The organism is Haloplanus sp. GCM10025708, assembly GCF_042663985.1.
Lineage (GTDB): Archaea > Halobacteriota > Halobacteria > Halobacteriales > Haloferacaceae > Salinirarus > Salinirarus marinus.
In genome coordinates this window covers 2,377,469-2,392,079 of sequence record NZ_JBHSZA010000011.1, presented here as the reverse complement: position 1 = coordinate 2,392,079, position 14,611 = coordinate 2,377,469, and the positions used below count along the sequence as shown (strand labels likewise).

7 protein-coding genes and 3 pseudogenes are annotated in these 14,611 nt (G+C 67.6%); 2 read left to right on the top strand and 8 right to left on the bottom strand.

The features are described 5' to 3' along the window. Positions 1-447: 447 nt before the first annotated feature. On the bottom strand, positions 448-762 hold the full coding sequence (locus tag ACFQJD_RS16550) for a non-histone chromosomal MC1 family protein (protein WP_379799714.1): 315 nt from the start codon (positions 760-762) through the stop codon (positions 448-450). A 208-nt stretch (positions 763-970) separates the two neighbouring features. Here ACFQJD_RS16550 and ACFQJD_RS16545 point away from each other — a divergent pair, with 208 nt between their 5' ends. After that, positions 971-1,168 carry a hypothetical protein gene (locus ACFQJD_RS16545; RefSeq protein WP_049937926.1) on the top strand — a complete coding sequence of 66 codons (198 nt, stop codon included), beginning with the start codon at positions 971-973 and terminating at the stop codon, positions 1,166-1,168. 7 nt (positions 1,169-1,175) lie between these two features. Then, a complete protein-coding gene (locus ACFQJD_RS16540; protein WP_379799712.1) occupies positions 1,176-2,276 on the top strand; it encodes a quinone-dependent dihydroorotate dehydrogenase in 1,101 nt (366 codons plus the stop codon). On the opposite strand, the gene ACFQJD_RS16535 is transcribed toward ACFQJD_RS16540, so the two are convergent. The 7 genes and pseudogenes from ACFQJD_RS16535 to ACFQJD_RS16505 form a co-directional block, all read right to left on the bottom strand. Beyond that, the gene (locus ACFQJD_RS16535) at positions 2,273-4,873 is read right to left on the bottom strand and encodes a valine--tRNA ligase (RefSeq protein WP_379799710.1); all 2,601 of its coding nucleotides are present in this window, start codon (positions 4,871-4,873) and stop codon (positions 2,273-2,275) included. The genes ACFQJD_RS16540 and ACFQJD_RS16535 overlap by 4 nt on opposite strands. Before the next feature lie 298 nt (positions 4,874-5,171). Beyond that, positions 5,172-6,913: pseudogene (pheT, locus tag ACFQJD_RS16530) on the bottom strand (phenylalanine--tRNA ligase subunit beta). After that, positions 6,913-8,420, bottom strand: a pseudogene (locus ACFQJD_RS16525) (phenylalanine--tRNA ligase subunit alpha). The pseudogenes pheT and ACFQJD_RS16525 overlap by 1 nt, the downstream one beginning before the upstream one ends. A 259-nt stretch (positions 8,421-8,679) precedes the next feature. Next, positions 8,680-10,253: pseudogene (locus tag ACFQJD_RS16520) on the bottom strand (tryptophan--tRNA ligase). Continuing rightward, entirely contained in the window at positions 10,250-11,302 is a 1,053-nt protein-coding gene (gene endA, locus ACFQJD_RS16515; protein WP_379799707.1) for a tRNA-intron lyase, read from the bottom strand. Before endA ends, ACFQJD_RS16520 begins: the two are co-directional and overlap by 4 nt. A gap of 38 nt (positions 11,303-11,340) precedes the next feature. After that, positions 11,341-12,072, bottom strand: a complete 732-nt coding sequence (locus ACFQJD_RS16510) for a topoisomerase DNA-binding C4 zinc finger domain-containing protein (RefSeq protein WP_379800577.1) — start codon at positions 12,070-12,072, stop codon at positions 11,341-11,343. 143 nt (positions 12,073-12,215) lie between these two features. Continuing rightward, entirely contained in the window at positions 12,216-14,546 is a 2,331-nt protein-coding gene (locus ACFQJD_RS16505) for a DEAD/DEAH box helicase (RefSeq protein WP_379800575.1), read from the bottom strand. Positions 14,547-14,611: the final 65 nt, after the last annotated feature.

Genomic DNA, 14,611 nt, shown 5'->3' with positions numbered 1-14,611 from the left:
ACGGGCGGACGAGATTACCGCCGAGACGGGGTAACCTCCGTCGCCGGTCGCCCGGCGACCTGCGTACTTCATCGTGAGGGGAGTACCCCACATAAGCGCGTCGAAGAGACCCCGCTTCGTCAGTCGATTTCATGGGCGAGCGTCCCGTGGGCCGAGCACCCGTACAGCGGGGGACACGAGCGAGAGCCGGCGACGGGCGCGCCTACGCACGTGAGAAATGTCGCGCGGTAGGAGGCCGGTCGGTCATCCCCCGCTTGTACGGACGGTTCGACCGGGTGATAGCCGCGCGTGAGAAACTACGTCGTGCGACGCAAAGGACTATCGATCGGCGTCACTCGCACCGGGCGAGAGACGCCTCAACGGCGAGTCGACTGGCACACGTCGGTGTCCTCGCCTCCGACGAGGACGGCAGCAGCTATCCACGGGATGGACCCGTGCGTGGAACGCTCACTCCTCCAGGTGTTCGATGCCTTTCTTCGAGACGTTCCCTTTGGTGATTTCGCTACCCATCCAGTCCGGTTTGTCCGACGGGGCTTCCGTCTCCCACGCCCACGCGTCGAAGATGTGTACCTTGTCGGTGCCTTTCTCTCGCAGGCGGATCTCGGTCGCGTCGTCTTTCGCCTCCTCTTCCGAGCTGGCGGGGTCCAGTCGGCGGGCCGCTTTCAGTGCCGCCTGTCGCGGCATACTTCCAGAGAAGACGCTCGACTCCGTCCCGTCCTCTTTGCGCAGTACGAAATTCCGCTTACCGTCCTCGCGTACCATGATTTCTACCCTCCATGGCAACCGAACACATGCCACGACATAAATATATCGGCGGAGTGAACCCTCGAACCGAAAAGATGTTCGTATCTGGGCCCACGGTCGCGGCGACTGGGACGCCACGCCGACCGGGAAATTTCGCACGCTCACGGCGTCGGACGGGGAGACAACACTTATGTATGTCCTGTGGCGAAAACCCCTGACAACCCCGATGGTCCGGAAAAAGAAGCTCAGCCCAAGCGGTGCAAAAGACGAAAACGGGGAGTACCACAACGTTCACGTGAACCTCCACGAGGACGAACTCGCCGTCGCGGGCATGGATATCGGCGACGAAGTGTTCGTCCGCGTTCGCGACGGGAAGATCATCATCCAGAAGGCCGATCCGGACGACGTGGAACACGACTTCTAACGACGACATGACCGAACCGCCTCTCGACGCGGAGCGAGGGCGACCGGGCGTCGGGGGAATCTACGACCTCGTCAAACCGGCCCTGTTCGCGCTCCCGCCGGAGACCGCCCACGGACTCGTCCATCGCGCCCTCGACAGCGTCCAGCACACGCCGATCGAAGCCGCCGTCCGCCGGCGCTATCGCGTCCAGGACGACCGACTCGCCGTCGACGCGTTCGGGTGCTCCTTCGAGAACCCCGTCGGCGTCGCCGCGGGGTTCGACAAGAACGCCGAGATTCCGTCGATGCTGACGGCGCTCGGCTTCGGCCACGTCGAGGTCGGCGGCGTCACCGCGGAACGCCAACCGGGAAACCCCCGTCCCCGCCTCTTTCGCCTCCGCGAGGACGAAGCGCTGGTGAACCGAATGGGGTTCAACAACGAGGGAGCCGACCGGATCGGTGCTCGACTCGACGCCCGACCCCTGCCCGACGCCCCCGTCGGCGTCAACATCGGCAAGTCGAAGTCGACGCCGCTCTCGGAGGCGGCCGACGACTACTGTTACACCTACGATCGAGTCGCCGACGCCGGCGACTACTTCGTCGTCAACGTCTCCAGTCCGAACACGCCCGGCCTTCGCGAACTCCAGAACCGCGAGTCGCTGGAGACCATCCTCGGCGCGCTCGGAGACGCCGGCGCATCCCCACTGCTGGTGAAGCTCTCGCCCGACCTCGCCGAGTCGGCCATCGAAGACGCACTCGCCGTCGTCGACGACTTGGACTTGGACGGCGTCATCGCCACCAACACCTCCGTCGGCCGCCCCGAGAGCCTCGAAAGCCCGAACCGGGTCGAACGCGGCGGTCTCTCGGGAAAACCCATCGAGGGGACGGCGACGAACGCGATTCGATTCATCGCCGAGCGCACCGACGTCCCCGTCGTCGGCGTCGGCGGCATCTCGGACGCCGAAGGCGCGTACAGAAAGATTCGCGCGGGCGCACACGTCGTCCAACTCTACACCGGCCTCGTCTACGAGGGCCCCGCCCTCGCGCGCGACATCAATCGCGGGCTGCTCGAACTGCTCGACCGGGACGGCTTTTCCTCCGTCGAGGACGCGGTCGGCGCGGACCTCTAATTCCGGACGATGACGACCGTGTCGTCGGCTTCGACCATCACTCCCTCGCCCGCGTAACGCCGCTCCTCCTCGATTTCGAACATCTCAGCGTCGAGTTCGACGCCCGCGACGTGGAGTTCGCCGTCGACGACGTCGTACTCGCCGTCCTCGATAGCGGCCTCGATGTCGGAGACCTGACTCCCGTATTCGGGGCCGACGACGGAGTAATCGAGGTCGACGCCGGTGACGACTGATTCGACTGGCGGTTCCTCCGAACTCGTTTCGAGCGTCTCGACGTGCATCACGCGCCGGACGTCGTCCTCGAATCCCTCGACGTCGCCGTAGACCAGCACCGTATCGAGGTCCGCGTTCAGCGGCAGTTGGTGGTCGGTCTTGTACTTGCGGAGCGCGCCGACGACGGCCATCGCCGTCTCGCCCGCCTCCAGGTCGGCTTCGAGGCCGAGCGGTTCGGGCCAGTCGGTCCGGTGGACGCTCCCGCCCTCGTACATGTCGTTCCACAGTTCCTCGGTGATGTGCGCGAGGTAGGGCGCGAACAGTTTGACGAACCGCCGGTGGGCGGTCTGGAGCGCGTACGCCGCCGACGGGTCGTCCTCGTCGCGGAGGCGCTGTTTGGCGATTTCGAGGTAGTCGTCACAGAAGGTGTGCCAGAAGAAACTCCGGAGGTCGTCCCGGGCCTTCGAGAACGCGCGGTTCTCGAACTGCTCGGTGACGTACTCGACGTGGGCGTCGAGTTCGGCCAGCAGCCAGCGGTCGATCTCGCGCAGTTCGGGGCGTTCCAGGCGCTCCTCGGGCGTGAGCGAGTCGACGAGTTTCGAGGCGTTCCAGAGCTTCCGCATCAGGCGTTCGCCGGCGCGCAGGCCCGTCACTTTGTACGGCAGGTCGTCGCCGACGGCGCTCCCGGCCGCCCAGTAGCGCGCGGCGTCGACGGGGAACTGGTCGAGCACCTCGTCGGGCGAAACGACGTTCCCCTTGGATTTGGACATCTTCTCGCGGTTCTCGTCGAGCACCATCCCGTTTATCATCACCTGGTCGAACGGCACCTCGCCGGTGTGTTCGTAACATTTGACGACGGTGTGAAAGAGCCAGAAGGAGATGATGTCGTGGCCCTGCGGGCGCAGGTCCATCGGGTAGAGCTCTTCGCGGCCGACGACCATCTCCTCGGCCTCCGGGTCCCAGTCCCAGTCGGTGTTGACGAGCGGGGTCAGAGAGGAGGTGGCCCACGTGTCGAAGACGTCGTCCTCGGGGACGAACTCGTCGTGCCCGCAGTCGGGGCAGGAATCGACCGGCGGGTCGTCCGAGAGGGGGTCGACCGGGAGTTGCTCCCGGTCGGCGACGAGTTCGGTGTCACAGCCGTCGCAGTACCAGACGGGGAACGGAATGCCCGAAGAGCGCTGACGCGAGATAGACCAGCCCCACTGGAGCCCCTCGATCCAGTTTTTGTACCGCGTGAACATCTTCTCGGGATACCAGTCCATCTCTCGGCCGGCCCGGAGATACTCCTCTTTCTTGTCGAGCAGTTTGATGTACCACTGCTCGGTGACGAGGAATTCGATGCCGGTGCCACAGCGTTCGTGGACCTGTACGACGTGTGAGATTTCCCAGCGGTCAAGCAAGTAGCCCCCGTCGTCCAGGTCCTCGACGATGGCCTCGCGGGCCTCCTCCGCCGACAGGCCCTCGTACTCGCCGGCCACCTCGGTCATCGTCCCGGACTCGTCGATGGCGAGCCGGAGGTCCAGGCCGTGGGCCTGGTACCACTCGATGTCGGTCTGGTCGCCGAAGGTACAGCACATGACGATGCCCGACCCCGTCTCCATGTCGACGCGTTCGTCCTCGATGATGGGCACCCGCTGACCGAACAGCGGGATTTCGGCCTCTTCGCCGACGAGGTGCCGGTTCGCGTCGTCGTCGGGGTGGACGAAGACGGCGACACACGCCGGCAGGAGTTCCGGGCGCGTCGTCGAGATGGTGAACGTCTCGTCGCCGTCGACGACGGCGAATTCGATGTCGTGGAAATGCGACCCGCGTTCGTCGTCCTCGGTTTCGACCTGCGAGATGGCGGTCTGACACTCCGGACACCAGATGGTCGGAGCGCGCTTGCGGTACTCCCGGCCCTGTTCGTAGAGGTCGATGAAAGAGAGTTGGGAGATGCGCTGGACTCGCGGCGCGATGGTCCGGTAGGTCTGGTCCCAGTCGATGGAGATGCCCAGGTTCTGCATCTTCTCCGTGAAGTCGGCCTCGTACTCCTGGCAGACGTCGCGACACATCTCCTGGAACTCGTGGCGTTCGTACTCCTGGTGGCGAACGCCGAGTTCCGACTCGGTCAGGCGCTCCGAGGCGATACCGTTGTCGTCGTAGCCGAAGGGGAAGAAGACGTCTTTCCCGCGCATCCGATTGAACCGGGCGACGAAATCCTGGAGCGTGAAGCCGTAGACGTGACCCCAGTGGAGACTCCCGGACACCGTCGGCGGCGGCGAGTCGATGGCGAAGACGGTGTTCGGGTCTACGGCTCCACCCTCGTAGTCGTAGGTGTCGTCCGCGACCCACCTGTCCTGCCACTTCTGCTCGACGGTTTCCGGGTCGTATTCTCCGCTGGGCATTCTCGAACGATTCTACCGCTTGGTTCGCTGTTAAATGACTCGATTCCACCTTTTTGCGGGGGCTCGCTTTGCTCGCCCCCGCAAAAATCTGGACCAAAAAACCGCAGAGATGGCGGCGAAACTCCACCGACGAACCGAAATCTGCGTCGACGGCGAACGGAAACGGCGACGAACCTCCAACGCCAAACCAAATCTGTGTCGATAGCGAACGGCGACGGCGAAACTTCGTCAGTCGATCGAACTGGGAGTCGTGGCGGACGGGGGCGAAGATTCGGCGTCGCGAACCGCCTCGGTCCGTCTATTTCAGCGCGTCCAGCCGGAGTTCGAACGCCGCGACGGGCAGTTCGAGGTCGTGTTCGACCAGCACCTCGGGGTGGAGTTCACCGACGACGCCGACGGCGTCGCCGTCGACGACGACCTCGGCGACGCGGCCGCCGATGAACGCCGGGTGGTCGGTCCGCGGCGTCCGCAGGTCGGCGTCGAAGTCGGCACAGAGGGCGGCCAGGCGCGCCTTGGCATCCTCGTAGGTGGCGTCGTGGCGCGCGAGGACGGCCGCGACGGTCCGGTGTTCGGCGACGCGGGTGTTCTCGTCGTCGTCGCGTTCGGCCGCGAGGCCGATCTCCGCGAGGTCCTGCGGGTACGCCCGGTGGGTGTTGTTCTCAAGCACCATCATGAGCGAGGGGAGCGCCCACGTCCGCAGCATGGTGTAGTCCTCGCTGTAGGGTTCGGTGATAGTCACCGGGTCGCCGCCGCCCACCGCGTCCGTTCCGGGTTCGACTCGCATCCGGTCGTAGTTCTCTTCCTCGCTAATCATGTGGAAGTTCAGCAGGTCCTCGAAGCCGAGCCCCACCAGCGACCGCCTGGCGGCGTCTTCGAGTTTCGAGCGGTCGTGTCGGCCGCCGACCGTCGCCACGTCCGGATACCGGGGGTCGAGTTCGTTGAAGCCGTAGGCCCGCCCCACGTCGTCGACGAGGTCGTAGGGATGGAGGACGTCGACGCGATACGGCGGAATCGACACCTCGTAGGCGGGGGCGTCGTCGACGGCTTCGCCGTCTTTCCGAGGCGTCTCCGACGCCTCACTCTCGGCGTCGAGCCCCGAGCGCTCGAACAGGTCGACGGCCGTCTCCGGATCGAGGTCGACGCCGAGCATCCGCTCGATCTGCGCGTGGTCGACGGTCTTCTCCTCGACGTCGAAGTCGGGGCGCGAGAGCGTTCCGTCGGGGTAGTCGACGTCGACCCGCTCGATCGTCGCGCCGCGCGCGTCGAGGGCGTAGCAGACGATGTTACACATCCGGTCGATGGTCCACTGGTCGGTGCCGGTGAGTTCGACGAACAGTTCCCGAGAGCCCGTCGACACCTCCGTTCGGCGACCGTTGATGACCGGCGGGAACGAGAACAGGCCGATCTCGTCGTAGATGGCGGGGTAGCGGTCGTACTCCTCGACGAGGGAGGCGTAGGTGCGCCCGGTCGGGTGGTCCTCCAGAACGTCCGCGGGCGTCATCTCGGCGTCGGCGTCGAGGGGACGAACCGGTCGCCGTCGGGGGCGACGCCGCGGTACGTGATAGTGGGGCCGCCCTCTCCGCCCGGCACCTCGCCTTTCAGCATCGTGAGGTCGTGGATACCGATCGCGCCCTTCGCCCGCTTGCGACCCATCGTCGCGTGGAGTTTCTCCTGCAGCTGGATGAGCGAATCGAGGGCGTCGTCGTCCAGGTCGACGCCGCGGACGACCGCGCCCGTGACGTAGGGGCGTTCGTCCGGCACCGATTCGTCGACTGCGATGGTCCAGCCGGCGTCGTTCGTGTCGGGGACGTACACCCCTCGGTCGTCGCCGTACTGGTAGCGAAGCGACCGGGCGACGCCCTCGACGGAGAGGCGGTCGAGTCGGTCGGGGCCGAACTCCAGTTGCATCTCTCCCGCTTCGGTCTCGCCTTCGTATTCGAGACCGAGGGCGAACAGGTCCTCCTTCAGCTCGTCGTCGTCTTTCTCCTCGTGGCCGGTGAGTCGGCGCAGTTCGTCGGGATCGACGTCGACGACGGGCATCAGTGGAGCACCTCCGTTTCCCGCAGGAGTTCGAGGTCACACAACGTCCCGTGGACGTCGCGGATGTCCTCGAAGCCGTAGATGAGCATCAGCAGTCGTTCGAGGGCGAGTCCCCACGCCATCACGTCGCAGTCGACGCCGAGGGGGCGAAGCACCTCCTCGCGGAACATCCCGCTGTTGCCGATTTCGATGAGTTCGCCCGTCTCGGGGTGGTGGCCGAACAGTTCGAACGACGGCTCCGTGTAGGGGTTGTAGTGGGGTTTGAACTGCAGGTCGGTGATGCCGAACTGGTTGTAGAACTCCTCGAAGGTGCCCATCAGGTCACGCACCGAGAGGTCCTCGGCCATCACCCAGCCCTCGATCTGGAAGAACTCCAGTAGATGCGTCGGGTCGAGGGTGTCGTTGCGGTACACCTTCTCGACGCTGAAAAAGCGCTGTGGCGGATCGAGCTCTCCCTGTGCGAACCCGGAGAGATAGCGCATCGACAGCGAGGTGGTGTGGCCCCGCAGGTCGATTTCGCGGGCCACTTCCTCGGTCCACGGCGAGCGGTAGCCGTCGCCGTCCGCGCCGACGCCGTTGCGGTGGGCGTCCGCGACGCGTTCGAGGAGTTCGTCGGGGATGTCCTCCATCGGCGGCACGTCGAGGGCGAACTGGTCCCAGTGGGTCCGCGCGGGTGGTCCTGGGGCATGAACAGGCAGTCGTTGATCCAGAACTCCGCGTCGGCGTGTGGACCCTCCATCTCCTCGAAGCCCATGCCGACGAGGACGTCCTTGACCCTGTCCGCCGTCTGCCGGAGGATATGCGTCCGACCGCCCCGGATCTCGGGGGCGTCGGCCTCGACGTTGTACTCGGTGAACTCGACGTCGCGCCACTCGCCCGACGTGAGCAGCTCGGGCGTGAGGCGGTCGACCGTCTCGGCGACTTCGACGCCCTCCATCAGCGCCGTCACGCCGGCGTCGGTGAGCGTCACCGACCGGACCGTGTGTTCGTCGCGGACGACCAGCCCACGGCTCTCGAGTCGGTCGAGCGTGGCCGGCTCTACGTCGACGTCGTCGCCCGCCGCGATCGCCTCGAGCGCGCGGGCCTCCGCGTCCGCCTCGGGGTCGGCGTCCGCGTCGGCGACCACCTCGCCGTCGTCGATGGAGCCGTACCCCTTGCGAGCGAAGTTCGAGAGGGCGATGTCCACCCGTGGCCCCTCCAGCCCCGACGCGCCGACGACCTGTCCCATCGGGACGGCCGCCTCGTCGGCCCCGAGTTCGACGGCGGCGTCGTAGAGTCGCAGTTCGGGCAGCGCGTCGTCGGCGTACAGTTCGCCCTCCTCCGTGAGTTCGACCGTCTCCTCGACCCGCTCTTCGACGGCCAGCAAGCCGTCGTCGCGCAGGTCGAAGACCGCACCCGTCACCGTCTCCGGTTCGAGGTCCGTCACCTCCGCGAGTCTTTCGATCGTCTGTTCCTCCGTCGCGCTCGCGGCGTTCAACACCGCGACCTGTGATTCCGGGAGTTGCATTCTGGTTGTGTCGTCAACCGATTGCCGGTCAGTTAGCAGTTCCGAAGGCTCACGGACGCACTCGACGGGGTCGATTTCGTCCGCCCGCCGCGGGCGGAGTCCGCCGACCTCAGCGGGCGAAGAAAAAACCGAATCCCGGCGCGGAGAGCAGTCGAGCGCACGGCGCGTTGACGGCGGGTTCGGTCGCCATGTGGGAGAGGTGACCACACCGGAGCAAAAACGTTGCGAACGTCGGCGGTCGGGAGCGTCCGAACGGCCGTCAGTGTTCGTCGCCCGGGACGCCCCGGCGCTCGGAGTCGAGGTCGATATCGAGCGACTCCAGCAGTTCGTTCGCCTCCTCGCGTTTCTCCTGGTGGTCTTCGAGGAACTCCCGCATCAACTCCGCGGCCTGTTCCTTACAGCCGCCACAGAGGCGTTCCCCGCCGACGCACTCCTCGTACACTTCCCGGGCGAACGCGTCGTCGTCGCCGGAGAGGAGGTACGCGTACAGTTCGTAGACGGGACACTCGTCAGCCTCGCCGCCGAGTTCGCGCTGGAGTTCGGCCGTCTCGCGGCCGCCCGTCGTCGCCGACTTGACCTTGTCGTAGCCGTCCTCGGGGTCGTCCAGCAGCGAGATGTGGGAGGCTGGGACCGACGACGACATCTTGCCGCCGGTGAGGCCGGTCATGAACCGGTGGTAGAGAGACGACGGCGGGACGAAGCCGAAGCCGCCGTGGTCGACCTCGATCTCGCGCGCGAGTTCCTCCGCGCGCTCTACGTCCATCTCGAAGGCGTCGGCGTGTTCCTCGTAGCGGCGTTTCTCGCCGTCGATGGCCGCCACGAGCGCGTCGAACGCCTCGTCGGTGGCGTTGCGGTCGAGGAATCGGACGCGCGGGCGGAGGGGTTCCTTCCCGGCGGCGCGGAGCTTCTCGACGGCCCGATCACGGTCCGCGTCGGGTGCCATCTCGGCTTCGAGCCAGTCGGCCGCGTCCACACAGCGGACCGTCTCCCCGTCGTCGTCGAGCGCGGCGTAGGCGGCGGCGAGATGTTCGCGCTCGGCGTCGTCGGCTTCGAAACTCGCGTACGCCTCGGTCACCTTGAAGTAGCGCATCCGCGTCGCCACGTCGCGGGCGAGGCGCATGTGCGGGTCCTGGTCCGGTCCGACCGGAACGACCGTCGGTTTGGGCTCGTCCAACTGCGGATAGAGGATGTCGGCCATCTGGGTGACGACCGACTGCATGTGCGACACCGAGGTTTCGCCGTCGAAGCCGTAGATGGCCTGCAGCTCGGCGAACCGGGCCTTGCTCCCGAGTTCGAACGCCAGATCCTGCACCTCACGGTTGGTCGACTGCCGGTAGAGTTCGCCGTCTTCGGGGTCGAAGCCGAGGGCGACGAGGCTCAGCAGGTAGTCGCGGGCGTGTTCGTCGATCTCGTCCCACGAGAGGCCGCGCGCGCTGTGGGCCTCCAGGTCGGCGATGAGCGAGTAGGCGTCCGCGCCCTGCTCCTGATGCCAGATGATCTCGTCGAAGACGAGTTTGTGGCCGATATGCGGGTCGCCGGTCGGCATGAACCCCGAGAGGACGGCGAAGTCCTCGCCCTCGCGCATGGCGCGGGCGACGGGGCGGTAGTCGCGATGGCCGAAGATGACCCCCGGCGCATCAGGTAATGCGGGTCGGGCACCGCCTCGAGGAGCTCGTCGAACTCCTCGATGCCGAACTCGGCGAAGAGGTTTCGGTAGTCCTCGACGGTCGAGGACCCCCACGGGTCGAGTGCGACGTCGTCTGCTCCGGGCGCTGTCCCTCCGTCGGCGGCGACGGGGCGGTCGTCGTCCCGTGGGCGGATGTCTCGTGTCATGGTGTCAGACGGGAGACCGAGAGCCAGTCTATCCCCTCGTTCACGTCGGTCAGCGCAAAAACCATTCGTTTCCGAACCCCGCCGGCGAGGCGGACGTCGAGCGAGAGGTCGCGCGGCAAAAACTCGTGGTCGGGGCTGACGACCCGCACCAGGTCGTCCGAGTGGCCCATCTCGTCGACGCTCTCGAACGCGTCGTACGTCCGGAAGTCGGCCCCGAACTTGAAGCCGCTCTTGGGGACACAGCCGGCCGCCCGGAGCGACGCGTAGGCGCGCAGTCGCCGGTCGAAGCGCGCCCCTTCGACGTCGCGTCCGCAGGCCACCACCTCGGCCGCGGAAGTCGACAGGGCGTCCCGCTGGGCGAGATGCGCGGCCTCGACCAGCGACAGCTGGAGCGGACCGCCGTCAGCGTCCCGCCCCGCCAGTCGCTGACCGTAGAACCCCTCGCGATAGAGGCTCTCGGGGGCGTCCCAGACGAACACTCGGTCTTCGAGCAGCGTCGCGTCGAGGCCGGACGGCGGGTCGTAGGCGGCTGTCCCGCCCATCTCCGGGCGCGACGTCTCCAGATAGGTGAGTTCGCCGTCCTCGTCGACGATGGCCAACACCAGATCGCCGAGGGCAGCGGCCGCTACCGTCTTGCGTTCGCTGATGGCGCGAACGCGATACGCCGCGACGCCGTCCTCGGGGCCTTTGCCGCGCGGGTAAACCACAAAATCCGCTCCCTCGGGGTCGTCGACCCAGCCCGAACGCGCGGGCGAGAGGTAGAACCCGCGCTCCCGGAGGTCCTTGTAGACGACGAACGCGAGGGCGACGCCCGTCTCCTCGACGAACGCGCGGAAGTCGAGTTCCCGCCCGCCGGCTTCCCCGGGCGTCTCCGACGCCTCGCGCTCGACGGCGTCGAGGTCGCCCCGAAAGAGGAGGTGGGCGGCCTCGACGGGCGCGAGTTCGATGGCGTTGCCGTCGAGCGGTCGGCCGTAGCCCCGCGCGTCGTAGAACCGCTGGCGGGCGTTGCCGCCGACGCGGACGACCTCGCCCCGGAGGGTTCCGTTCATGGGCTAGTCGCGGGGTGGCGGAGATATAGGGCCTGTGGTCACTCCGCCCACCGGTCGCAGGTGCCGTCGAGACACCGTCGTCCCGTCGCCGTCTCGAAGACGGGGAGGCCGCAGTCGCAGTCGCCGACGGCGACGCCCGCCGGAAGAGTGACGGCCGTCTCGCAGTCGGGATAGGCGTCACAACCGAGGAGCAGGCGACCCCGGCGGCGGATGACCCGGAGGTCGGAGCCACAGTCGGGACAGGCCCACTCGCGGTCGAACCGTTCCGTCACCGCGTCGTCGAGTGGGTCGCACGCCCGATCGATACACACCTCGAAGACGTCGCCGCGTTCGACGCGCATCGTCGGGAGGCCACACTGCGGACACGTCTCGTCCAGTACGGACGCCCCGCTCACGAGCGGATACTCGTCGTCCGATTCCAGATCGACGACGGATCCTCGGGTCCGGACGAGCGTCCCGCCGGTTTCGGGGTGGCGACCGACGGGGACGCCCGCCTCGGAGACGGGGTAGGTCGCCCGGCCGGCCAGCGAGTGCGAGACGACGCGGAGCGTTCGCTCGGTCGTGCGGGCGGTCAGGCCGAAGCCGGCGTCGTCGGCCTCGACCGTCAGCGAATCGGGGCGGGTGAGCCACGCCACCGGCTGGTAGCCGTCGGCGTCGTGGACGAGGACGGTTCGGTCGGGTTTGACGAGGACGACGACGTGGCCCCGCTGGATGCGGTCCTCGAAGGTAGTCGTACACTCACCGGCGAACACGCGCATCGCGTCGGACATGGGGCGGAATGGTCCCATCACCGGCTATCAACCCTCGGCCTCGGCCGACGTCGCTCCCGCGGCGCATGGGAGCCGAGGCGGTCCCGTTCGACGCGGACGGTGTCGTCGACGCCGAGAAACGGTGTTGCGGAGAGGGGACGGGGTCAGTCGACGCGAACGACCCGCGACGCCGTCGCCGGCAACAGCGGCAGGTCGGGAAACGTCACCTCGACGCGGTAGTCGAGTTCGTCGTCGGTGGCTCCGAAGACGCCGACCGGAACGGTCGTGCGGTCGGCGAGATAGGTCGTCTTCTCGTGCATCTCGACGCCGTTGACGGTGACGCGGACGCCGACGCGCGCGCCGCCGCCGCGGTTGTGGACCGTCACCTCGCGCATCGCGTTGTCGCCGCGGGCGATCGAGTCGGGGAACGACCCCCAGTCGACGTCGATCGCGGGCAGTTCGCCGGCGCTCTCGACGACGCGCTCGGCGACGCCGGCCGAGAGACCCGCCGCCGTCAACCCCTCTACGCCCGCGTCCACGACGTCGCGCGGGCGAGTGAGCCCGCCCGTAGCGAGGTTGCTCGCGCGGCCCGCGCCGACGCCGTCGACGGCGGTCAGGCCGACTGCGTCCCGCGAGACGCCGTGTTCGACGCGCGCCTCGATCCGGCGCGCGAGGTTCGCGGCCCGAGGGCCGGCGAACTCGCCCAGAAACTCCCGGAGGGCGGCGAGCATTCGGAGGGCGTTCTGCCGGATGACCCAGGCGTCGCTCCTGAGGTCCGCCGGCGTCGCGCTGGCCATGCTGGATTCGAGGATGGCCAGCACCTTCCGCTGGCCGTCTTCGAGGTCCGTCTCGCGCGAGAGGACGGAGTCGACGGCGTCGGCCTCCGACTGCCGAGCGGAGACGTCGTCGAACTCCGCAGCGCCGGCCACCGTCTCCAGCACCGCGTCGACGGTGACGGTCTCCCGGTCGGCGAGGTCGCGGAACCGCCGCGCGGTCTCCAGTCGGAGGTAGTACTTCGAGGCGAGGCGGCCGAGCGGCGTCGCCTCGACGTCGAGGTCGTCGGTGGCGACGAACCCCCGGTCGACCAGCGATTCGAGCGTCTCGCGCAGGCGAGCCCGGAGGTCGCCGGCGTAGGCGTCGGGGGCCGACTGCGCTCGGACGTAGTAGAAAGTCGTCTGGAGCCACGAGAGGGCGTCGTCGAGGTCCGCGATCGTCCCCATGGCGATCTCGGCGTTGAGATGCGAGTCGAGGTCCGCGTCCAGGCGCGATTCGATCTCCTTGCCCTCGCGGAGGAGTCGCCGGTAGCGGTCGGCGTCCGAGCGGTCACAGACGACCCAGCCGTACCCCACGTCGTCGTAGCCGGGCCGGCCCGCGCGCCCGAGCATCTGGAGGATGTCGAGCGGGCTCATGTCGACGTCGCCCTCCAGCGGGTCGTGATATTTGGTGTCGCGGATGACCACGCACCTGGCGGGGAGGTTGACGCCCCACGCGAGCGTGGAGGTCGAAAAGAGGAGCTGGATCTTCCCCTCGCGGAACCACCGCTCGATGCGGTCTCTGTCCCCTCGTCCGAGGCCGGCGTGGTGGAAGGCGACGCCGTCGAGGACGCCCTTCCGGAGTTCGTCGTTGCCGAGTTCCTTCGCCTCGGTGTGGAAGTCGTAGTCGCCGCGCGCACCCATCGGCACGTCGCGTTCGGCGAGTTCGTCGCGCGCCTTGGCGGCCGCGCGGACGGCGTCCTGTCGCGAGGAGACGAACACGAGCGCCTGGCCCTCGTCGCGGACGTGCGGTTCGGCCAGGTCCAGGGCGCGATAGAGGCGGCGGTACTTGTCGGCGAAGGAGTTCTCGCCGTGGCTGTACGTCTTCACGCCGGCGTGCAGGTCGACCGGGCGGTAGTCGTCGCCGAACTCGAAGGTACACGCCGGCGGGGCGTCCAGCCAATCGGCCACGTCCTCGACGTTCTGCATCGTCGCCGAGAGGGCGACGAAGCGGGGGTCACAGAGGCGTCGCAGTCGGGAGACCGTCACTTCGAGGACGCCACCGCGACGGTCCGAGTCGAGGAGATGCACCTCGTCGACGATACAGCAGTCGACGTCGGTGACGAACGAGTACCGGGACGAGTCGTGTTTCCGGGTGGCCGAATCGGCCTTCTCGGGCGTCATCACGAGGATGTCGGCGTGGCGAGCGCGGCGCGGGTTCAGGTCGCGTTCGCCGGTGACGACGTAGACGGAGTAGCCGAGTTCCTCGAAGCGCTCCCACTCGCTCTCTTTCTCGTTGGTCAGCGCGCGCATCGGGGCGATAAAGAGGGCCGTCCCGCCGTCGCGGAGGGTTCGGCAGATGGCGAGTTCCGCGAGGGCGGTCTTCCCGCTGGCGGTCGGCGCTGAGGCGACGACGTTGCCGTCGCGTTCGAGCAGCGCGGGGAGGGCCTCGCGTTGCATCGCGTTGAACTCCTCGAAGCCGAACGCCTCGGCGAAGTCGGGGATAGCCTCGGTTACCTTCACGTCGACACCACCCCGCGTGCGCGGCGGGACGCGAGGGAAGTGACAGGCGAGAACGGGACGAGCGA

Coding starts and splice junctions, on each gene's coding strand:
- ACFQJD_RS16550 (WP_379799714.1), bottom strand. CDS start 762: ATGGTACGCGAGGACGGTAAGCGGAATTTCGTACTGCGCAAAGAGGAC.
- ACFQJD_RS16545 (WP_049937926.1), top strand. CDS start 971: ATGGTCCGGAAAAAGAAGCTCAGCCCAAGCGGTGCAAAAGACGAAAAC.
- ACFQJD_RS16540 (WP_379799712.1), top strand. CDS start 1,176: ATGACCGAACCGCCTCTCGACGCGGAGCGAGGGCGACCGGGCGTCGGG.
- ACFQJD_RS16535 (WP_379799710.1), bottom strand. CDS start 4,873: ATGCCCAGCGGAGAATACGACCCGGAAACCGTCGAGCAGAAGTGGCAG.
- endA (WP_379799707.1), bottom strand. CDS start 11,302: ATGAACGGAACCCTCCGGGGCGAGGTCGTCCGCGTCGGCGGCAACGCC.
- ACFQJD_RS16510 (WP_379800577.1), bottom strand. CDS start 12,072: ATGTCCGACGCGATGCGCGTGTTCGCCGGTGAGTGTACGACTACCTTC.